The organism is Alkalimarinus alittae, assembly GCF_026016465.1.
GTDB classification, from domain to species: domain Bacteria; phylum Pseudomonadota; class Gammaproteobacteria; order Pseudomonadales; family Oleiphilaceae; genus Alkalimarinus; species Alkalimarinus alittae.
Genome location: NZ_CP100390.1, coordinates 513967 through 534825 on the forward strand (window position 1 = coordinate 513967; position 20859 = coordinate 534825).

Genomic DNA, 20859 nt, shown 5'->3' on the forward strand with positions numbered 1-20859 from the left:
TATTTGAACAAAAAGCTGAACACAAACTATGTCAAAGAACTTCGTTATTCGTATTAATAACCCCCAAAGTATTGAAGCAAGCGACGATTATGATGTAACAGAAGAAACGTCTATTCGGTGGGATCGCGTTATCTCAGTATCGATCGCCGCCCTTTTGTTGCTTGCCCTATTGATTTCAGGCTTTTGGTATTTTTTTACTGCAGAAACGATGACTCATGAACCGCCACTATTTGTTGAGGCAACACCTGAGAAAGTCTCGGATGAAACGGCACCGTTAGTTAAGAAAGAGCAAGAGAATCTTCGGGTGCTCGCTAAGGTTGAGCCTGAAGTTAAGGTGCCGGATGTACCCCCACCCGCTAAAACGGATGCAGCGTCTCTAAAAAAAGCCGCTGAAAATGCGGTAACACCGGTAAAGGTTACCGCTGCCCCCACACCCTCTATTGCACCCGCCTTTGTTGACCCTATTGAGATTAAGTCTAACCGTATTGTAAAAGCCCAGTTGACACATACAGTCAACAAAAATGAGCCGGTTGGTCGGTTAGGTGATTCTGTTTCAATGAAGGGTGATAAGTTAATAAAAGTATATTTATTTACGGGCTTAAAAGGGCTTAAAGGTGAAACCCTTTACCACGACTGGTACTTGTCAGGGAAGAAAATGGCGCGGGTTAAAATCAATGTGCGTAGCAATGAAACGTCAGCGTCATCAAGTAAGTTTATCGATCAATATATGACGGGTGATTGGCGAGTAAAGGTCTCTACTAGCCGAGGGGATGAGCTAGTATCCGCTAATTTCAATGTAAGCCACTGATTATAGATAATATTTATAGCTATTTTATGCTGCCTATTCTGTTCTTGTTGAATGTTGTTAGAGCCTTTGCTCTACAAATGTAAGAGATCTCGCACACGACTTTGAGACATTGGCTATATATCTCAAACAGCTAAGTCAGTACTATGTATTTCATCAGGACGACATCGCAACGTAGGGATGCGGACAAGGAAGTAAACAGGATGGCAGGTTACCTAAGGAATGGTAAAGGAAGCATCAAACAAATAAGGCGCTGCAAGGATTGCAGCGCCTTTTTGCGTTTAGGGCCAATATTACTGCTGACTAAGCCTAAGGTTGAAACAGCTTTTGAATGCTCGAGAAGTCCAGATCACCATTGCCTTTAGATGCATGCAGTGCATACAAGCTTTTTGCCAGAGAGCCCATTGGCGTTGAAGACTTAGACGACAACATGGCTTCTGTTGCTAATCCTAAGTCTTTACTCATTAAGTCAACCAAGAACCCCCCCTCATACTCTCTTGACGCGGGTACATTATCCATCACGCCAGGGTAGGGGTTATAAACCTCCAGTGCCCAATTATTACCTGAGCTCTTATTCATAATGCCGGATAACACTGCGGGATCTAGGCCATTATTTACACCCAGTTGAAGCGCCTCTGCGGTACTAATCATTTGAATGCCAAGCAGCATGTTGTTGCATATTTTCGCAACTTGGCCGGCTCCATTGTCTCCTGCGTGAAAGACATTTTTACCCATGACATTAAACAGTGGCGTACCCTTTTTTAGCGCGCTTGCTTCGCCTCCTACAATAAATGTCAGCGTCCCCGCTTCTGCTCCTGCGACGCCTCCCGATACAGGTGCGTCAAGCATATCTAGCCCTCTTCGACGGGCTGCCGCGGCTACTTCTTTTGCCGCATCAGGTGCAATAGTGCTGCAGTCAATAATGAGTGGTTGGCCCGAGATGTTTTGTAATAACGCACCTTCACCAATATATAGCTGTTTAACATGAGGGCTCGAGGGCAGCATAGTGATGAGCACGTCAACGTCATTGGCTGCATCCATCGCGGATGCTGTTGTTGCTGCTCCGGCGTCTGCTAACGCTTTAAGTGCAGTGGGGTTTAAGTCAAAAACCTTTAAGTCGTATCCTGCCTTAAGTAAATTAAGAGCCATGGGCGCACCCATATGGCCTAAGCCAATAAAACCAACTTTTTTCATTATTATCGTCCCTTTAGGGTTTTATCAATATGTAATATATGAGAATGCTTATAAGTTTTTAAGTGGGTGATGGTTGTCCGGCCACGGAGGCGTTAAATGCTGGTTTAACCATGCTTCGGTAACGCTATCAACGTCTTTAAAAAACCAGTTGGGTGCGTTGTCTTTATCGATTAATAGCGCTCGCACTCCTTCGGGAAAATCAGGATGTCTTGTACATTGTATGGCTATTATCAGTTCGCTTTTGAACACCTCTTTTAATGAGAGTCTGTGGCCTTGGGTGATCTGGTGATAGACAATTTTGGCCGTAGTAGGGCACCCCTTTCTAAGTGCTGAAATCCCCCGATTGAGCCATTTATCGTCGGTTTTTAGGTCAGTAATAGCCGAGACAATATCGGGTAATGTCGAGTGGGAGGTGACGCTGTTAATAAGTTCTTGGTGTGCTTCGACTTGAGCGTGAGGCCTAATTGACTCGGTGTTATCTGCAAGCTTATCGAGAATACTGTCAACTACGCTGTCTTTGCTTTGTGTGGCCACACTCCAGTCTGCACTTTTTAATTGCTGTAGCAGAGCGCTTCGGTTATCAGAGGGTATAAAGTGAGTGGCTAAGTTCAGATACAGCGCATCAGTTGCGTTGATAGAGGCCCCTGTAAGTCCTAAGTAAAGGCCACAGTTATCAGGCATCTTATTAAGAAACCATGTGCCGCCAACGTCAGGGAATAAACCAATGGTAATTTCGGGCATTGCAATGCGGGCATGTTCAGTGACCACGCGGTGGCTTGCGCCAGCAAATAGCCCTAAACCACCACCCATGACGATGCCTTGACCGAGGCAGATAATCGGCTTTGAGAAGGTGTGAATTAAATAGTCCAAACGATATTCCCGAGTGAAAAAATTTTCAGCATAGGGGTTTGGACCGTTTGGGCTTTGCTTCATTGACTCATATAGTTTAATAATATCGCCACCGGCGCAGAATGCTTTATCGCCAGTGCCTTGGAGTATTACGCATGCTAATTTATCGTTGATAGACCACTGCATCAGTTGATGAGTGAGCAGGTCTATCATGTCGAGGGTTAACGCATTAAGTGTCTTTTCTGAATTAAGCGTCGCTACGCCAATGAAATAACCATTGAGTGCTTGTTGCTCTTCAAAAGTAACAGGTGATGTTGGGCTCATGATAAGTGTGTGCTTTCCTGTTTTGTTGATCTTTTGCTTTATCTGTTTTTCCAAGCCGGTTTACGTTTTTCAAGAAACGCATTTACGCCTTCGCTTTGGTCTTCTGTATCAAAAAGCCCGACAAATAGTGCTCGCTCAGCTGGTAGCGCTTGTTGCATCGGATTACTTCTGGCTGCTTGAACGAGTGTTTTACATGCAGAAACAGATGAAGGACTTTGCTTTGCAACATTTTTGGCAAGCGCCAATGCGGCCTGTAATGCATCGCCTGTTTCGACCACTTCTTCTACCAAACCAATCGATAGTGCTTTAGCCGCATCAACACGCTCACCACACAGAATCATTCGCTTAGCCCAGCCTTCACCGACAAGCCAAGGTAGGTTCTGTGTACCACCGGCGCAAGGGAGTAGGCCAACAGTCGCTTCAGGTAACGCCATTTTGGCTTGGGTTTCTGCTATTCGAATGTCGCATGCTAGGGCGCATTCAAGTCCGCCCCCCATGGCAAACCCGTTAATGGCAGCAATGGATACACCTCTAAAATGACTGAGTGTTTCAAATGCTTCGCCGAACGTCTGAGCCATTTTTTGAGCCACGGCTTTATCGCCATCAGCAAACAGATTAAGGTCGGCGCCAGCAGAGAAGAACTTATCTCCTTGCCCTGTAATGACCAAACAGTAGATGTTATGAGCGTCATTAAGCTCGAGCACGAGGGCTTTGAGTGCCGTAAGGCTTTCCTCGTCCCAGGTATTTGCGGGTGGATTGTTAATGGTGATAACTGCAGTGTGATCGATGACCTCAAGCAGTAGTTTTGATGTATCAGTCGTCATGTGCGTACAGCCTGCTTTTGTTTAATTAGTTTAATTTTAAAGATGAGTATAGTGGTTATTTGATAATATCAATCGCGCCTTCCATCAAAAGTCTGCGAGCGATAATAACGCGCATGATTTCGTTGGTGCCTTCCAGAATTTGATGTACTCGACTATCCCTAACGTGACGCTCTAGTGGGTAGTCACGAATGTAGCCATAACCGCCATGTATTTGTAGGGCTTCATTACAAACATTAAAACCGACATCGGTTGCAAAGCGTTTAGCCATAGCGCTGTAAACGCTTGCTTCAGGGTCGTTTTGGTCGAGTTTCCATGCCGCTAAGTGAACCATTTGTCGTGCTGCTACGAGTTCGGTTGCCATGTCTGCAAGTTTAAATTGCAATGCTTGGAAACTGGCTAGCGACCGGCCAAACTGCTGTCGTTCATGAAGGTAGCTTTGGGCTTGTTCGAGCGCCGCTTGAGCTGTGCCTAATGAACAGGTCGCAATGTTTATTCGACCGCCATCAAGCCCTTTCATTGCGATTTTGAATCCCTCACCCTCTTTGCCAATCAAGTTGCCGACGGGTACTTTTACGTCTTGCAGCGTAATGGCTCGAGTTGGCTGACTATTCCAGCCCATCTTGCTTTCTTTTCTGCCGTAGCTAATGCCTTCTGAGTTCGCAGGAATCACAAAGCTTGATATGCCTTTAGCACCCGATTCACCCGTGCGCGCCATCAACACTAATACATCCGTTGAGCCAGCACCTGAGATAAACATTTTGCTACCGTTAATAATGTAATGGTCACCCTCTAACTTAGCCGTTGTCTTGAGAGAGGCTGCATCAGAGCCTGCGTTGGGCTCTGTTAAACAGTATGACGCTAACAGCTCACCGGTTACCAGTTTAGGGCACCAGTCTTGTTGCAACGCTTCGCTGCCGTAACTGGCAATCATCCAAGTGGCCATATTATGAATGGTGATATAGGCGGTGGTTGAGGTGCAGCCCTTAGCAAGCTCTTCTAGTATCAAGCTTGCATCTAAGCGACCCAGCCCCATTCCCCCCAGTTCGGCCGGTGTGTAGAGGCTGCAAAACCCGGTTAGGCCTGCACGTTTAATGACGTCAATCGGAAAAATCGACTCTTCATCCCACTTGGCTGCATGGGGTGCCAACTCTTTCCCTGCAAATGCTGCAGCAGATTGTTGGTAGGCTTTTTGTTCATCGCTTAGGGTAAAGTCCATATGCTTAACTCATGGTCTCTTTTTGTTTATTTTAGTGTAATTGTCATATTAGGGCCGTGAAGCGCTTCTTCATCAAACCAGCGAGACGTGATGGTTTTCGTTTCGGTATAAAAGCGAACACCTTGTTTCCCATAGGCGTGATGATCGCCATAGAAAGAGTTTTTCCAACCGGTAAATGAGAAGAAGGGAAGCGGTACAGGGATAGGCACATTAATCCCCACTTGACCCACTTCGATGTTGTGCTGAAAATAGCGGGCAGCCGACCCTGACTCTGTGAAAATTGAGGTTCCGTTACCAAAGGCATTGTTATTGATAAGTTCTACGGCTTGCTCGAGTGACTCCGATTCCATCGTTAATAATACCGGGCCGAATATTTCTTCTTTGTAGATGGTCATGTCAGGTGTGACGCCAGAAAATAGCGTTGGGCCGACCCAGTTCCCTTCGGGATATTCAGGAAGCGTAAAGGTCGATCCATCGAGTTCACAGTTAGCGCCTTCTTGCTTGCCTTGCTCGATTAAACTGAGAATACGGGTTCTAGCTTGGGGGCTTATTACCGGGCCGAAGCCCGCGTCTTCATCATTCCAAAGCCCGGGTCTTACACTGGCAATGGCTTCTTTTATTTCAGGAATCCAGTCTTTACTCGCGCCGACAAATACCGCCACACTAATTGCCATGCAGCGCTGACCCGCTGCGCCAACTGAAGCCCCCACGATATTGTTAATCACCTGTGACTTGTTTGCATCAGGCATGATGACCATATGGTTCTTAGCGCCGGTCATGCATTGAACACGCTTTAGGTTATGTGTGCCTGTACGATAGATGTGTTGCCCAACATGTGCTGAACCAACAAATGAGATTGCTCTTACATCAGGGTGGTTGATAATTTGGTCAACTTGTTCTTTATCGCCATGAATCACCTGTAGTAGCCCTTTAGGAAAACCCGCTTCATGAAAAAGCTCAGCCAGTCGCATGGGGGTCATAGGGTCTTGTTCTGAAGGTTTCAAAATAAAGGTATTACCGCAAGCAATCGCCAACGGAAACATCCATAAGGGAATCATCGCGGGGAAGTTAAATGGGGTTACGCCTGCGCAAACACCAAGGGGTTGAATATAACTATAGGTGTCGATATTTCTGGCGACGTTCTCTGCTGTTTCTCCCATCATCAATGAAGAAATATTACAGGCTTGCTCTACGACTTCAATGCCTCTCCATACATCACCTTTAGCATCGGCAAAAATTTTACCGGTTTCCTGACTGAGTATTTCTGCTAGTTCATCATGGTGCTCTTTTAACAGCTGCTGATAACGCATCATAAGGCGTGCGCGCTCAGGAGAGGGGGTTTCTTTCCAGCTCTCAAAGGCTGTTTTGGCGCTGGCTATGGCGAACGCTACTTCATCTTGAGTAGCGCAAGGTGCATTGGTTAAAACAAGCTGGGTCGCAGGGTTGGTAACAGGTATGGCGCGAGTGCTTTGGCTTTGAATAAATTCGCCATCAATGTACATAGGGATATTGTTATGCATGGATTTGTCCTTTATGGCCGATAAAATATAGAGAGCGGCTGTTTATCAGTATAGTCAGTCTAACGTCAGAAGAGTGCGGTTATGACTGGTTATATATTGCGAAATGCGCTAATGATTGATAAAGGAGGATGGTGCGTTGAATTTTATGGAGCAGGAAACGCCAGAGCAGCCAATTAGAATGACGACCCATTAAGAACGATGACTCATCGTCATTGGCTAAAAAGCCAAAGAAAGAACAAGACTGCTAATCAGTAACGATTCCATCCTTCCGCATCGTTATTATTTTTATTCAATTTTTATTTATTTTTTTAATATTACTTTTTGCACGATAGCTATTGTTTTTATTTGATTGCCTGTGTGCAACTTAGCTCAAGTAGTGGGTCCATATATAGACCAATACATTGGGCAAATTCGTTTTCCTGATCGAACCCTGATTAGCAGCGATGAAATGATTGTAAACCGAATAAGGTCAGGTTCTGGATTGACTAAATTGCTGCATTGATGGACTATATTGCTTTTCAGTGTGAAAGAGTTGAACCTATATTCACTAAATTACCAATTAAATACAGTTGCTTATAATGTCATTGACTTCAGATTGGCCTCTTCCGGTTGAGGGAATTCGTTTTTTTGTTCCTGATTTTATTGTGACGCTGTTCACAGAAAGTGTGCTTTGCAAAGACCTTTACCCGCTTCGCTTTGGCTATTACCCTAAAGCGAGGGGGCATAATATGCAGCGAGATCATCATGATGATCATTTGTTGATCTACTGTATTGATGGTGAGGCTGAGTTAGTGGTGGAGGGGCGACATCACCATGTGAGAAAAGGCAATTTAGTGGTGTTACCAAAAGACAGCCTGCATTCGTATAAGGCTAATGAGGATAACCCTTGGACGATATTTTGGATCCACTTTGAGGGGGCGCTTAGTCAAGCCTATCTTGATAACCTGAATTACAGTTTTGAAACGCCCATTATTCCACTAGGCGTAATGCCTCGGTTAGTGGCAGGGTTCGAATCATTGCTGGCCATTAGTGCCTCAGGATTTGGGCAAAAAGTGTATATCCATATCGCAAACCACCTTAAACAATTGATGACTTATATTGCGATTTTGATACCCACAGTGAAGGCTGGAGAAAGTAAATCACTCAATTTAGATGAAATACACGGCATCATGCAGCACCATATTCATGAGCATCTAGACCTGGATTCGCTAGCGGTAAAGGCTAATTTGTCTAAATACTACTTTTCAAAAAAATATAAAGATCTCACTGGGCGCTCGCCGATTCAGCATTTCATTCATTTAAAAATGGAGCACGCCTGCTATCTGTTGGATGTGTCTACACAGCATATCAATGAAATTGCACGAGAGCTCGGTTACGATGATGCCTATTATTTTTCAAGGTTATTTAAAAAAGTAATAGGCATGTCACCGACCGAGTACAAGAAAGTACGTTACCGATAGCGTTATAAGTTTTCTTTAACTAATGCTTCTAACAGGTCGATGTGGATATCTTGATCATTAAGTGCTGGAATGTAATGGAAATCTGAGCCACCAGCTGCTTCAAAGTACCCACGATTTTCTTCATCAATCTCTTCGATTGTTTCTAAACAGTCAGCCGAAAACCCAGGGCAGATTACATCCAACCCTTTGAGTTTAGTGTTACCTAAGGCTTTCATTGTTTCGTCTGTGTATGGCTTAAGCCACTCGGCAGCCCCAACTCGTGATTGATAGCAAAGTTGCCACTGATCGTCAGAAAGCTGTAAAGCTTCAGCAACCAAGTTGGCTGTTGTAATACACTCTGATTGATAAGGGTCGCCTTTATCAATATATGACTTAGGAATGCCATGAAATGAGAAAAATAGTTTTGCTTGTCGCCCGGTTGACTCCCAGTGGTTGCGTACAGTTGTGGCCAAGGCCTCTATATATAAAGGATGTTGGCAGTAACGCTTAATAAAGTGCACCTGAGGAATATTACGCATCTTTTTGATTGCGCGGCTCAACGCATCCCATGAAGCAGCAGTTGTGGTAGCTGAGTATTGTGGATAAAGCGGCAATACCAAAATGTCGTCATAGCCGTCTACTTGCAGTTCTTTTAGAACCGTTTGAAAAGAAGGATTTCCATAGGTCATGGCGGCCGCCACTTTAACGTGTTGCGTCTGAATGTTCCGATTTAACCGTTGCTGTAATTTAGCCACTTGCTGATTGGTGATACGACGAATGGGTGACTCGCCATCTTGCCAGATACCGCTGTAGGGCTCTACAAGCTTGGAAGGGCGGAACCTTAAGATAATAAGGTTGAGTATAAACCACCAAATGACCCTTGGTGTTTCAATAACACGGGGGTCACTCAAAAACTCTTTGAGATAACGACGAATGGCGGGGGCTGTGGGCTCATCAGGTGTGCCAAGATTGACCAAAAGAACGGCTTTTTTGCTGTCGACACTTGGGTTCATGCTTATCTCGTTGTTAAAAATGGGGGGTAATTAATTATCTTCATTACATACTTGCGATACATTGCTCTAGCTCAATAGGCGCTAGATTATTGGTGGGTGTAAGATTATCGACCGAAAGGAGTGTTGGCAAGCCATACGGCCGATATAACCTATTATCTCTGAAAGGGCGCGGTCTGGTGCGACAAAATGACGCAGAAATCACTCGGTATATTGACTTAATAGTCGTTAAAATAGCAAAAAGTTTAAACGCTCTAGGAGAGTTAATGATGCGATGGCAGCAATACTTAGCAACAACCTGTTTAATGTTAATAGTGAGTCTAACGGCTCTCACGGCTGCGGCAGAGATGACGCACCCTAAAAAGTCAGATATTCAGGCGCATATGACATGGGTGAGGGCTGTGCCTCCCGTTGCGAACACTACAGCAGCTTATATGATGCTACACAACTACAGTCAGCAAGATGACCGGTTGATTGCAATCGAGTCACCGGTAGCAGAAAAAGTAGAAATGCATGCAACAGACATGAATAACGGCATTATGAGAATGACCAAGTTACAAGGTTTAACTGTACCTGCTAAAGGCCTTGTAATGTTTGAACCCGCGGGCTATCACATTATGCTGATAAATTTAAAACAACCATTAAATGTAGGCAGTATGGTGCCAATAACGCTCGTTTTTGAGAATCATGGGGCTGTCGATATGAAATTGATGGTTTCGCACCCTCCAGAAGGTGAGCCCGACATGGAAATGTCCCACGGTGATCATCAAATGCATCATTAAACATTCTCATCCTTGATGGATATCATTTTCAATTAGCAGTAGTATTGATTAAATAGTGTGTTTTATAAACGCTGACATTTAGTCTGCTGCCCCCGCTGTTATTATGTTGTTGTATTGTTTGTAGTAGACGCGAGCGGTGGTAGCTGATAATTAGATTTAAGAAAAAATACTACTACGATTTGAGAGGATCAACATATGAGAGCATTGAAAAATTCTGTATTGGCTATCGCGGCCACATTAGCTGTTTCAGCACCTATGATGGCGACTGCCGGTGGTGATGTTGCTGCAGGAAAAGCAAAGTCAGGTGTTTGTGCTGCATGTCACGGCCCAGCGGGTGTTGCAATGATTCCAATTTACCCTAACTTGGCGGGTCAGCAAGAGCAATACCTTGTAAGTGCTCTTAAAGCATACAAAGCTAAACAGCGTACTGGTGGTCAAGCGCCTATCATGCAAGGCCAAGCGGCTGCATTAAGTGATGCAGATATCGCTAACTTAGCTGCTTATTACGCTAGCTTGAAGTAATTTCAACTTAGCAGCAGATAAGCTTAACCGTTTATTACGGTTGAAAAAACAGCGACCATTAGGTCGCTGTTTTTTTATCGGTAGATTGCGGGTTTTATTTTAGGTTTTAAGGCACTAATTAATTATACGATAACTTGGTGTATACACTTTCCCGGGTAATTTCATTCTATTTTCTTTGATAAATGATTCTAACAGCCCTTCTAGTGGGTCAAGAATGGTTTTATCGCCATGAATCTCAAACGGGCCGAACTTCTCTACTCGTCGAACCCCTTCATCCTTAACATTGCCTGCAACAATGCCTGAGAAGGCTCTTCGTAGATTGGCCGCTAATAAGTGAACGGGTTGGTCTCGATGTAGTTGTAAATTAGCCATATTCTCATGAGTGGGTTGAAACGGCTGCTGGAATAGAGGGTCAATTTTTAGGAGCCAATTAAAGTAGTAAGCATCACGGTGGACTCTTCGATAATGGGCTACTTCATCTATCCCTTTTTTAATTTCTTTGGCGACTCTAATAGGGTCGTCAATGATGATTTTATACCGCTTTTGAGCCTCTTCACCTAATGCGCCACCAATAAAGGTGTCAATCATTTTAAAGTAAGACGCATTTTCTTTTGACCCGACGAAAAATACGGGGAATGGTAGTTTTTTGTTGGCCGGGTGAAGCAGTACACCTAGTAAATATAGAATTTCCTCTGCTGTTCCAACTCCACCAGGGAAAACGATGATTCCATGGCCTATCCGAACGAAGGCTTCTAACCGTTTTTCAATGTCAGGCAGAATAGTGAGTTCGTTCACAATAGGGTTCGGTGACTCTGCTGCGATGATGCCGGGCTCACTGATACCAATATAGCGACCGTTATGAATCCGTTGCTTAGCGTGGGCAATGGTGGCACCTTTCATCGGGCCTTTCATCGCGCCAGGGCCGCAACCGGTGCAAATGTTGAGGCCTCTTAACCCCAACTCATGGCCGACTTTTTTGGTAAAATCATACTCCTGACGGCTAATAGAATGCCCTCCCCAACATACAACAATGTTAGGCAGTGCCCCTGCAGTAAAAAATTGAGCATTACGTAGTTGATGAAAAATAACATTTGTTATGCCGCTGGATGAGTCGAGGTTAAGTTCAGCGCTTTTTGCTAAAACACTTTTAGCATGAACAATGTCGCGTAAAGCTGAGAATAAGTGCTCTTTAATGCCCTTTATCATCTCGCCATCAACGAATGCGCTGGCAGGGGCATTGGTCAGTTCCAGTTTTATACCTCTAGGCTGGTTGACTAGCTTTATGTCAAATTCTTTGTATCGTTCCATAATCGCTTTGCAGTCATCACTTTCATTGCCGCAGTTTAGAACGGCCAACGCGCATTGGCGAAAAATATCATATAGTCCTTTTTTACTTTTATCTTTAAGAAGGCTTACTTCGTACCGAGATAGCACTTCTAGTGATCCTTCAGGGGTGATTCGTGCGTTAATTCCTGGGTTGGTCATGTTGCCTCTATCAATAATAGTTACCGCTTAACGCAAGTGCGCAGTGGTGATTGTGTTGGGCGTCTGTCGGGTTTATGTCTGCTGTATATTAATAAGTCTAGTAGATTTCAGAAAGGTCTGTAGCGTTATGTTTTATAAACGCTTATTAATGAGCGTGCATCAGTGTTATGAAATCTGGGTGACAACAGGTAAAATAGTCGATTACGCCCTCATCTAGTTATTTAAAGATCCCGTTTTACAGGCAAAAAAATGAAATTTATCGTCAAACTATTCCCCGAAATCACCATTAAAAGCAAGCCCGTACGTAAGCAGTTTGTAAAACAGCTTAAGAGAAACATTAGAAAAATTCTTAAGCGAGTGGACGAGCGTATTGAGGTGGCAGGGCAGTGGGATAAAATTGAAGTAGATTTGCCAGTCGAGTTGACAGATATATCAACTGACGTGATTGATGCGTTACAGCGTATACCCGGTATTGCAAATATATTGCAGGTTACCGAGCATGAGTACAGTGACTTTGACGATATACTTGAAAAGACGCGTGTCACCTATGCGCCGATGATTGCAGGTAAAAGCTTTGTTGTGCGAGTGAAAAGGGCGGGTAAGCATGAGTTTAGGTCTACAGATGTTGAACGATATGTAGGTGGGGGCCTGCTTAAATTTACCGAAGGTAAATCGGTTGACCTACACAATCCTGAAGTCGTCGTTAAACTTGAAATTAGGGATGAAAAACTCTACATCATCGAGAAGCGATACCAAGGGCTAGGCGGTTTTCCAATCGGCTGTCTAGATAGCGTATTGTCATTAATCTCGGGTGGCTTTGACTCAACCGTCTCTAGTTTCCTGACCATGAGACGAGGCCTAAGAACGCATTTTTGCTTTTTTAACTTAGGCGGATCAGCGCATGAAATAGGCGTTAAGCAAGTGTCTCTTCATTTGTGGGAACAGTATGGGTCATCACATAAAGTAAAGTTTGTGACGGTTCCTTTTGAAGAGGTTGTTGCTGAAATCCTAAAGAGTGTACATCATTCGCAAATGGGGGTTGTACTGAAACGGATGATGCTTAGAGCTGCCTCGCAAGTAGCAGAGCAGATGAGTGTGCAAGCGTTGGTGACCGGAGAAAGTGTTGCTCAGGTGTCGAGCCAAACACTTACTAACTTATCGGTGATCGACAAAGTAACTGATACCTTGGTCTTAAGGCCGCTTATCACGATGGATAAACCAGAAATTATTCGAATTTCCGCTGAGATTGGCACAGAAGATTTTGCCAAAACCATGCCGGAGTACTGTGGCGTCATCTCTGATCGTCCAACAACACGGGCAAAAATTGAGAAAATTGAAAGAGAAGAAGAACGCTTTGATTTCGCTGTTCTGGATAAAGCCGTAGAGGATCAGGTCTGGGTCACTATCGACCAAGTATTGGACTCAATCGTCACTGTTGATGATGTTGAGATTGTTTCAACGCCTTCTATTGACGATGTAATTGTGGATATTCGCCACCCTGATGAGGCCGAACGCAAGCCGTTGCATTTAACCAATAATAAAATAATAAGCATCCCGTTTTTCGAGTTGATGAGTAAAACCCAAGACATAGACCTTTCAAAACGCTATTTGCTTTACTGCGAAAAGGGCACAATGAGCCAGCTGCACGCCAGTCACCTGAAAGGTGAAGGCTTTGATAATGTATTGGTTTATAGGGGTTAATCCTCGCCACTAAGACTCCAACGCTCTTTTACTAGAGGCTCTAGACTCAGGCTGATCATTGGTTCTGTCTTGATGTTAGTGCCTCTATCTTCTTTAGCCTCTATCTCCTTTATCTTAAGCTAACAACCCTTTCTTTTGACCTGTTAGATATGTCTCTCGAATAATCGAGGTTGCATACCTGTTCACAAAATACGCAAAATCTAAAACGTGATATGTTGTCATCTTTTAGATTCAAGGCTAGACTCTAATTAAATCAAGAGGCTGATTAATGAACATAGAAAGTCCAAAAGATGCTCAAGTAGCGCCAACAGACGTTGAACCACGGAGAAAGCCGGTTCAAGGGCGTAGTCGCGAGCGGGTCAATACTATTCTTAGTTGCACGGTTGAGTTAATCAAAGAAGTCGGTGTTCAGGGGTTAAAAACATCAGAGGTTGCTCGCCGAGCGGGTATTTCGTTGCCATCTCTCTACCGTTACTTCCCTAATAAAGCGGCAATTATTAAAGCCATTGCGCAGCTGCATATAGAAAAGCTAAATGGCATCTTACAAGCCTTTATGCTCGACTTTGATCTGGATGAGGGCTTTGATCACTTGATCGATGTATATGCTAAATTTTACCGATCAGAGCCTGGGTATAAAGAAATATGGTCTGGGGTGGAGTCGATGCCAGAGTTGCAAGAACTTGATCTTGGGGAGCTTTATGACAATGCCGATAGCTTATCAGTAAAAGCTAAGTCAACATTTATAGGGCTCGACGATGATCGTATTTGGCTTATCTGTGTGATGCTGCCACGCACCTGTGGGGCGATATTGCGACTATCTATGACGATGGATGAGGCACAGGCAGAAAAGTTATTGTCAGAATTAAAACTGATGGTGAAAGCCTATTTAAGAGAGCGTGCGACACTGAAATAAGGTTTACCGCACTCGAATAATCGGGCTTTAACTAGGTTATTTAATAATAAAAATTATTGTGATGACGTATTGGGAGTAAGCCATGAATAAGAATAACACATTAGAACGAGCTTGTTTTTCAGGGGTAAATTTTAACCGAGGGCGGGTCAAGAATGTGACGGTCTCTCCGAAAGTGCTAGCGATAAGCGCTTTAATGATGAGTGGCCCACTGGCTGCACAGGGGTATTATGTTGACGAGCAAAGTGCAAAACGACTAGGTGATGCTTTTTCAGGTGGCGCGGCTGAAGCTGAAGATGCATCAACGGCTTTTTATAATCCTGCGGGGTTATCCCGTATTAAACAATCAGAGCTAGTGGTTAACTTGAGCCTATTGTCGACTGATACCGATGTTAAGTCGACCGGCGCTAGCCTAGACCAAATGACGAGTCTAAGCACTTATACCACAGCCCCTTTGCAAGGTGATGGATCGCCATCAGTTAGTGACGTGTTTGCTTTGCCCAGTATCTATCTTGCTCTCCCTCAGTATGAGCAACTTGCGTTTGGCCTTTCTATTAATGCACCTTATGCAAGCGGGTCAGATTTTGGCCGAAATACTGTTGGCCGTTACTTTTCGCTAGAGTCCGAAATTACCGGCATCAATATAGGTTTTATGGCTAGCTTAAAGGTAAATGATCAGCTGTCTTTGGGGGGCGGCATTAATATGCAGCGCATTTCTGCCAGCATTGAGCAGGCGATCAACGTTGCAGGCTATTGTAGTGGTGCACAGAGTTTAGGTCTGACTGGCGGCAACAGTTGCGCAGGGATTGGGATAGGCGCCCCAGGCAGCAATAGTAGTGATGGGTATTTTAAAGTTAAAGGCCATGATATCGAGTACGGCTTCACTGCTGGTGTACTTTACGAGTTTAGCGAAGGTACGCGGGTAGGGATGAACTTCAGAAGTAAAATAGAGCATACTCTTGAAGGCAGCGCCAATTTCACAATTCCTGCAAATGCAGAGGCTATTTTATCCGCGCTTGACCCTAATTTAACCACGCATTCAACATCAGGCACCGTGGAACTAGTGACACCAGAAATGTTGTCATTGAGTGGGTTCCATCAAATCAATGAACGCTGGCATGTTCAGGCGGATGCCAACTGGACTAATTGGAGCCGTTTTAAGTCGATTGATGTTGAGTTGGCAGATACCGGTGATGTACTTAGCACACCACAATATTGGAATGACTCATGGCGCGTGGCTATTGGTGGCGGATTCAAGCTAAACCCCGAGTGGACCTTGCGTGCTGGTATTGCGTATGAGAAAACCCCAATTCCTGATCAGACAGCCTCTATAGGATTTGCGTTTGATGATTATAAAGCGCTTTCAGTCGGGTTTAGTTATGAACTTAACGAGACTATTGTCGTTGATGCAGGCTTGCAGCACACGTTTGCATTTGACCGAGATGTCAGCGAAGGCGATGCGTCAATATTTGGTGATGCGGCTACCAATCAGAGTAATGTTGAAACTCAATACACGTCCTTAGCTGTGGGTTTAAGGTGGACGTTTGGTGAGTAGCATTTCAGCGCCAACACTTATTTAGTCAGTTACATTTAGGAGCATAATGAACTATCTGGGCTATAAAAATACATTGCAAGGGCAGACGTTACCCCTTGCCTATGTCAACCTTGATTATCTAGAGAAAAATGCCCGTGCGATACTTGATCGCGCGGGCGATATGCCCGTTAGAGTAGTGTCTAAATCACTGCGCAGCGTAGATATTATCAAGCGCTTATTAAGCTTCTCACCTCGTTTTCAAGGGGTGATGTGTTTTCATCCAGATGAGGCTGCGTTTTTGGCCGAGCAAGGGTTGGATGACTTGTTGGTAGCGTATCCATCAATGCAAGCTAGCGCCATTGAGTCGGCCTGTAAGGCGACCCTCAGTGGCAAAACCATCGTATTAATGGTGGACTCGCCTGAGCATGTTGAGTTAATTGCGAGAATAGCCAAGCAGCTAGGTGTGGTGCAACCGGTTTGTATGGACGTAGATATGTCTACGAGCTTTCCGGGGATCTATTTTGGTGTTCGTCGCTCGCCGATTACTACCCCCGATAAAGCCGTTAAACTGTACCGTACGATTACAAAAAACGCCTCGGTTAAACTAGATGGGGTGATGGGGTATGAAGCACAAATAGCAGGGGTGGGTGAAAAGACACCTGGCAAGGAACTACAAAATAAAGCAGTACCTTGGTTAAAGCGAATCTCGATTCCTATACTGACGCGACGTAGAGTTTCGGTTGTACGCGCCTTAGAACAAGCGGGTGCCTGCCTTCGGTTTGTAAATGGTGGGGGTACAGGCAGTATTGACTCCACACAGCTTGATCCATCGGTTACCGAATTGGCCGTCGGGTCAGGTTTCTATAGCCCTCATTTATTTGATTACTATAACGATTTTAATTATCTGCCGGCGGCAGGTTTTGCATTAGAAGTCTCGCGAAATTCAGGGGATGGCTATGTCACTTGTAGTGGTGGTGGCTATATTGCATCGGGGGGCGTCGGTATTGAGAAAGCCCCCAAGCCGTACTTACCAGAAGGGTTTGTGTTAGACGAAAACGAAGGTGCAGGAGAAGTTCAGACGCCGTTAAAGCGAGCACCTAAGAAACAATCCCAAAATATAACAAGTGCGTTAGCACACGGTGACCCTGTTTTATTTAGGCACAGTAAAGCTGGCGAGCTTTGTGAGCGTTTTAATGAGTTGCTGTTGATAAAAAATGGTGAAGTGGTAGATAAATGCCTGACCTATCGTGGTCATGGAAAATCATTTATCTAAGCATAAACTTCATAATAAGAGAGGGATAACAAGTGGCAGATATTTATGATTTCGTGATTATAGGCTCAGGCCCGTCGGGCGGCGTGTTGGCATATAACTTATGTAAAGCCGGTGCACGGGTTTTAATGCTGGAAGCGGGTAAGGCGCATTCAGCTAAAACCTTCCCGCGAAATGAAATGACTGCCAATGCCTCATTAATGTGGAGTGGCGGAATGGATACCTCGACCGATGCCGGGCTATTGTTTCTTCGAGGTAAAGTGTTAGGTGGCGGTAGTATTATTAACCAGTGTTTGCTAGATCGTTTTGACGATAACGCATTTGATGATTGGCGCGCCCGCACGGGTGTTGATTTCTATTCTAGCAGCACGATGTCACGACACTATGATGAAGTAGAGTCGCACTTGGCGCTTCACACTATGGAGAAATGCGACTGGAACCGTAACGCAGAGTTGTATGTCGAAGGGTTTGATAAGTGTGGTATGGAGTGGGCACCCTTGCGCCGAGGCCAAAGTAATTGCGGCCAAGGAAACGACTGTGTGGTATGCCTAGGGGGTTGCCCACGAGATTCCAAACAAAGTTCATTGGTCACGTTTATTAAGAAAGCGCAACAGCATGGACTTGAAATAGAAACCGAATTTAATGTATCGCAGATTATTCATGGCACCAATCTCGTTACTGTGTACGGTGATCAGTATGGCGCCGCGCGGCAAGTATATGGGCGGCGATGTATTGTGGCGGGCGGCGCGTTAGGCTCCACTCAAATGCTGTTGAAATCGGGTTTTAAAGATAAGTTGCCTGGGTTAGGAAGCAACTTCACCTGTCACCCTCAGTTTATGAATATCGCACTGTTTGATGAGATCGTTGACGCTCACAAAGGGGCATTTCAATCTGTTAAATCCCAAGATCCGCGCTTTCGCCAACAAGGCTTTAAATTAGAAAATGTCTTTGCTGGCCCTATTGCCGTTTCGTTATTGAAGCCAGGGTTTGGTCTTGATCATCAACGCTTTATGCAGAAATACCGCAATATGGCCTGCATAGAAGTAGCGATAAGAGACGCAACCGCTGGAACGATCAATATTGATAAGTCAGGACGATTAAAAATTAAAAAGACGATGGCTGATGCCGATTGGCAGCGCGCTAACGCTGGGATACGAGTGGTTGAAACGTTGTTTAATTCCCTTGGTGCCAGAGACGTCATGAAATCGCCCATTAAAATAGGCTTACACCTAATGGGGGGGTGTACGTTGGGTAAAGATGGTCGCAACTCAGTCGTTAATGAGCATTTTCAAGTGCATGATCATCCTAACGTATTTATTGCAGATTCATCGATATTTCCATCAGCCCCGGGTATAAACCCATCACTGAGCATTATGGCATTGGCACATAAAGCTAGCGAGCACATTCTTGCTGAGTGTGGAGTATCGTCAACGGCCAAAATAAAAAGTAAATCACCTGTTGTGGAGGTACAGCCCTAATGTCTCTGTTTTTATCTCAACGCGAAATTCGTGGGTTAATCAAAGTAGGTGACCTAGTCATTCCGGGTGGTTATGGTTTTCCGTCTTTTTCAGAAACCGGTTGTATTGACCATGTGGATGAAGTGATGGCGCCTACACCTGCCGCAGATGTGAAAGATTTTAAATTATTAATGAAGGTGTTTAGTGTTGCGCCGAATGCTCTGCTTAAAGGTCTTTTAAGGTTGATGGATAAAGAATCTGCTTTTCCTGAGCCGATAGGCGGATTGCTTAGATTACTTAATGTGGGGGTCAAAGGCGTGGTGTTCAGTCTTTATTATTCGAATAAAACCAGTGAGTTTTACCAAGGCCCTTTAGTACATGAGGCGATTGGCTATCAGGTGAATTGCGAGATGGATGAGTCAAATGGGAGTGCAGGGCAATGAATGCCATTGTAGTAAAAAACAGTGTGACCTTAGAAACGCTTTACGAAATCAGTGAAACCTCTGAAGAACAAGTGCAAGCCGTCTATCAAGCTGCACGGCAAGGCTTTCAGGACTTAAAAAAGACTACGGTTAAAGAGCGAGTCGAAGCACTTAAAAAAGTTCGAGATGCGATCTACGAACGCCGTGAAACAATCGTTGATAAAGTGATACTTGAAACCGGCAAAAGCCGAACGGATGCCTTAGTCTCAGAGGCGATGGGTGTGCTGGATTATGCCGACTGGCTGATTGCCAATGCACCTAAGATTTTAGCAGATGAAAAAGCGCATACACCGATAGCGTTATTGGGCAAAAAATCAAAAATATATCATGAAGCCTTAGGTGTGGTGTTAATCATCGCGCCTTGGAACTATCCATTTAATATCGCGATGGTGTCTATTTTAACCGCTTTGGCTGCCGGTAATTCAGTGGTGTTTAAACCGTCTGAAATAACACCGCTGAATGGCCTTATAGAAGAGGTTATTTCGGCTGCGCCTCTATTTAGGCAGTGCGTGAATGTTGTCTATGGCACAGGCTTAACAGCGCAACGATTGATTGATCAGCGACCTGCAAAAATATTCTTTACGGGGAGTGCGCGCACGGGCAAAAAGATACTCAGTCAAGCGGCGAATTATTTGATTCCAGTTGAACTTGAGCTGGGTGGAAAAGATCAAATGATCGTGTTTGATGACGTTAATATCGAGCGCACTGTAGCGGGTTGTTTGTGGGGGGCTATGACTAATGCCGGTCAATCCTGTACTTCTGTTGAGCGCGTATATGTTCACCAGAGCATCTACCACCCCTTTGTTGAGAAACTCAAAGAAGAGTGCGCCAAGTTAGTGGTTAATTCGGGTGATGATGGGGATGCAGATATTGGCGGTATCACCGCAGACTTTCAGCTAGATATTATTCGTAAGCAGGTTGATGAAGCAAAAGCGGCGGGCGCAAAGATTATTGCTGGCGGCGAAATGTTATCTGATGATATGCCCTTTTATCTGCCAACTATCATCGAAGACGCAACAACAGATATGACCGTCTTGAGCCAGGAGACATTTGGTCCGGTCATCACTATATCCGCGTTTAGCTCTGAGCAAGAGGTGATAGCTGAGTCAAACAATACGGAGTTTGGTTTAAGTGCCAGTGTCTGGAGTAAAGACCTGAAGCGTGGTGATCGAGTCGCCAGAGCGTTAGAGGTGGGGGCGGTTTCTATCAACAACGTAATGCTAACAGAGGGTAATCCGGCACTACCTTTTGGTGGGACAAAGCAGAGTGGTTTTGGTCGAGTCAAAGGGGCAGAGGGGTTGCTAGGCATGACTCAGTCAAAAGCGATTCTAGTGGACACCCAAAGCGCTAAAATAGAAGCTAACTGGTACCCTTATACCCGAGCGAAATACGCATTGTTTAGTCAATTTATCGACGCGTTGTTTGGTAAAGGACTACAAAAGTGGGTTAGGTTTGCTATTAGCGGCATTAAGCTAGAATCAGAATCTCAGAAGCCGAGAGGGTAATACGAGGCGGGATAACATAAACACCTACCT

The 20859-nt window shown here is 44.7% G+C and carries 18 protein-coding genes; 11 read left to right on the top strand and 7 right to left on the bottom strand.

Annotated elements, in window-relative coordinates:
* The first annotated feature begins 28 nt into the window (after positions 1 to 28).
* Positions 29 to 808, top strand: coding sequence for a DUF2914 domain-containing protein (locus NKI27_RS02240; protein ID WP_265048077.1), 780 nt, complete (start codon positions 29 to 31; stop codon positions 806 to 808).
* A gap of 306 nt (positions 809 to 1114) precedes the next feature.
* Here the strand turns inward: NKI27_RS02240 and mmsB are convergent, their stop codons facing one another.
* From mmsB to NKI27_RS02265, 5 genes are read right to left on the bottom strand one after another with little or no spacing between them, the layout of a single operon-like run.
* Entirely contained in the window at positions 1115 to 1999 is an 885-nt protein-coding gene (gene mmsB / locus NKI27_RS02245) for a 3-hydroxyisobutyrate dehydrogenase (RefSeq protein WP_265048078.1), read from the bottom strand.
* Positions 2000 to 2047: 48 nt separating this feature from the next.
* Positions 2048 to 3172, bottom strand: a complete 1125-nt coding sequence (locus tag NKI27_RS02250; RefSeq protein ID WP_265048079.1) for an enoyl-CoA hydratase/isomerase family protein — start codon at positions 3170 to 3172, stop codon at positions 2048 to 2050.
* 38 nt (positions 3173 to 3210) lie between these two features.
* Entirely contained in the window at positions 3211 to 3996 is a 786-nt protein-coding gene (locus NKI27_RS02255) for an enoyl-CoA hydratase (RefSeq protein WP_265048080.1), read from the bottom strand.
* 55 nt (positions 3997 to 4051) lie between these two features.
* On the bottom strand, positions 4052 to 5212 hold the full coding sequence (locus NKI27_RS02260) for an acyl-CoA dehydrogenase family protein (RefSeq protein ID WP_265048081.1): 1161 nt from the start codon (positions 5210 to 5212) through the stop codon (positions 4052 to 4054).
* Between the two features lie 26 nt (positions 5213 to 5238).
* Positions 5239 to 6732 (bottom strand): CoA-acylating methylmalonate-semialdehyde dehydrogenase, encoded by a 1494-nt coding sequence (locus NKI27_RS02265; RefSeq protein ID WP_265048082.1) that lies wholly within the window; start codon positions 6730 to 6732, stop codon positions 5239 to 5241.
* 578 nt (positions 6733 to 7310) lie between these two features.
* On the opposite strand from NKI27_RS02265, the gene NKI27_RS02270 reads away from it, so the two are divergent.
* The gene (locus NKI27_RS02270) at positions 7311 to 8192 is read left to right on the top strand and encodes an AraC family transcriptional regulator (RefSeq protein ID WP_265048083.1); all 882 of its coding nucleotides are present in this window, start codon (positions 7311 to 7313) and stop codon (positions 8190 to 8192) included.
* A gap of 2 nt (positions 8193 to 8194) precedes the next feature.
* Here the strand turns inward: NKI27_RS02270 and hemH are convergent, their stop codons facing one another.
* Complete coding sequence (gene hemH / locus NKI27_RS02275; RefSeq protein WP_265048084.1) at positions 8195 to 9184, bottom strand: ferrochelatase; 990 nt, start codon at positions 9182 to 9184, stop codon at positions 8195 to 8197.
* Between the two features lie 176 nt (positions 9185 to 9360).
* Between hemH and NKI27_RS02280 the strand changes: the two genes are divergently transcribed.
* Both NKI27_RS02280 and NKI27_RS02285 read left to right on the top strand, forming a co-directional pair.
* The gene (locus NKI27_RS02280; protein WP_265048085.1) at positions 9361 to 9963 is read left to right on the top strand and encodes a copper chaperone PCu(A)C; all 603 of its coding nucleotides are present in this window, start codon (positions 9361 to 9363) and stop codon (positions 9961 to 9963) included.
* A gap of 255 nt (positions 9964 to 10218) precedes the next feature.
* Positions 10219 to 10485, top strand: coding sequence for a c-type cytochrome (locus tag NKI27_RS02285; RefSeq protein ID WP_265049458.1), 267 nt, complete (start codon positions 10219 to 10221; stop codon positions 10483 to 10485).
* 114 nt (positions 10486 to 10599) lie between these two features.
* Here the strand turns inward: NKI27_RS02285 and ppnN are convergent, their stop codons facing one another.
* Positions 10600 to 11955, bottom strand: coding sequence for a nucleotide 5'-monophosphate nucleosidase PpnN (gene ppnN / locus NKI27_RS02290; protein WP_265049459.1), 1356 nt, complete (start codon positions 11953 to 11955; stop codon positions 10600 to 10602).
* A 264-nt stretch (positions 11956 to 12219) separates the two neighbouring features.
* Here ppnN and thiI point away from each other — a divergent pair, with 264 nt between their 5' ends.
* The 7 genes from thiI (at position 12220) to NKI27_RS02325 (ending at position 20829) form a co-directional block, all read left to right on the top strand.
* Positions 12220 to 13671, top strand: coding sequence for a tRNA uracil 4-sulfurtransferase ThiI (gene thiI, locus NKI27_RS02295; RefSeq protein WP_265048086.1), 1452 nt, complete (start codon positions 12220 to 12222; stop codon positions 13669 to 13671).
* Between the two features lie 268 nt (positions 13672 to 13939).
* On the top strand, positions 13940 to 14584 hold the full coding sequence (locus NKI27_RS02300) for a TetR/AcrR family transcriptional regulator (protein ID WP_265048087.1): 645 nt from the start codon (positions 13940 to 13942) through the stop codon (positions 14582 to 14584).
* A gap of 82 nt (positions 14585 to 14666) precedes the next feature.
* Entirely contained in the window at positions 14667 to 16136 is a 1470-nt protein-coding gene (locus NKI27_RS02305; RefSeq protein ID WP_265048088.1) for an OmpP1/FadL family transporter, read from the top strand.
* A 46-nt stretch (positions 16137 to 16182) separates the two neighbouring features.
* A complete protein-coding gene (locus NKI27_RS02310) occupies positions 16183 to 17388 on the top strand; it encodes an amino acid deaminase/aldolase (protein WP_265048089.1) in 1206 nt (401 codons plus the stop codon).
* A 32-nt stretch (positions 17389 to 17420) separates the two neighbouring features.
* The gene (locus NKI27_RS02315; RefSeq protein WP_265048090.1) at positions 17421 to 18863 is read left to right on the top strand and encodes a GMC family oxidoreductase N-terminal domain-containing protein; all 1443 of its coding nucleotides are present in this window, start codon (positions 17421 to 17423) and stop codon (positions 18861 to 18863) included.
* Positions 18863 to 19285: a hypothetical protein gene (locus tag NKI27_RS02320; RefSeq protein ID WP_265048091.1), complete on the top strand. Its 423-nt coding sequence runs from the start codon at positions 18863 to 18865 to the stop codon at positions 19283 to 19285. Before NKI27_RS02315 ends, NKI27_RS02320 begins: the two co-directional genes overlap by 1 nt.
* On the top strand, positions 19282 to 20829 hold the full coding sequence (locus NKI27_RS02325) for an aldehyde dehydrogenase family protein (protein ID WP_265048092.1): 1548 nt from the start codon (positions 19282 to 19284) through the stop codon (positions 20827 to 20829). Before NKI27_RS02320 ends, NKI27_RS02325 begins: the two co-directional genes overlap by 4 nt.
* Positions 20830 to 20859: the final 30 nt, after the last annotated feature.

Excerpts from the sequence above, each read along its gene's own strand:
- NKI27_RS02240 (WP_265048077.1), top strand. The coding sequence starts at position 29 with ATGTCAAAGAACTTCGTTATTCGTATTAATAACCCCCAAAGTATTGAA.
- mmsB (WP_265048078.1), bottom strand. The coding sequence starts at position 1,999 with ATGAAAAAAGTTGGTTTTATTGGCTTAGGCCATATGGGTGCGCCCATG.
- NKI27_RS02250 (WP_265048079.1), bottom strand. The coding sequence starts at position 3,172 with ATGAGCCCAACATCACCTGTTACTTTTGAAGAGCAACAAGCACTCAAT.
- NKI27_RS02255 (WP_265048080.1), bottom strand. The coding sequence starts at position 3,996 with ATGACGACTGATACATCAAAACTACTGCTTGAGGTCATCGATCACACT.
- NKI27_RS02260 (WP_265048081.1), bottom strand. The coding sequence starts at position 5,212 with ATGGACTTTACCCTAAGCGATGAACAAAAAGCCTACCAACAATCTGCT.
- NKI27_RS02265 (WP_265048082.1), bottom strand. The coding sequence starts at position 6,732 with ATGCATAACAATATCCCTATGTACATTGATGGCGAATTTATTCAAAGC.
- NKI27_RS02270 (WP_265048083.1), top strand. The coding sequence starts at position 7,311 with ATGTCATTGACTTCAGATTGGCCTCTTCCGGTTGAGGGAATTCGTTTT.
- hemH (WP_265048084.1), bottom strand. The coding sequence starts at position 9,184 with ATGAACCCAAGTGTCGACAGCAAAAAAGCCGTTCTTTTGGTCAATCTT.
- NKI27_RS02285 (WP_265049458.1), top strand. The coding sequence starts at position 10,219 with ATGATGGCGACTGCCGGTGGTGATGTTGCTGCAGGAAAAGCAAAGTCA.
- thiI (WP_265048086.1), top strand. The coding sequence starts at position 12,220 with ATGAAATTTATCGTCAAACTATTCCCCGAAATCACCATTAAAAGCAAG.
- NKI27_RS02300 (WP_265048087.1), top strand. The coding sequence starts at position 13,940 with ATGAACATAGAAAGTCCAAAAGATGCTCAAGTAGCGCCAACAGACGTT.
- NKI27_RS02305 (WP_265048088.1), top strand. The coding sequence starts at position 14,667 with ATGAATAAGAATAACACATTAGAACGAGCTTGTTTTTCAGGGGTAAAT.
- NKI27_RS02310 (WP_265048089.1), top strand. The coding sequence starts at position 16,183 with ATGAACTATCTGGGCTATAAAAATACATTGCAAGGGCAGACGTTACCC.
- NKI27_RS02320 (WP_265048091.1), top strand. The coding sequence starts at position 18,863 with ATGTCTCTGTTTTTATCTCAACGCGAAATTCGTGGGTTAATCAAAGTA.
- NKI27_RS02325 (WP_265048092.1), top strand. The coding sequence starts at position 19,282 with ATGAATGCCATTGTAGTAAAAAACAGTGTGACCTTAGAAACGCTTTAC.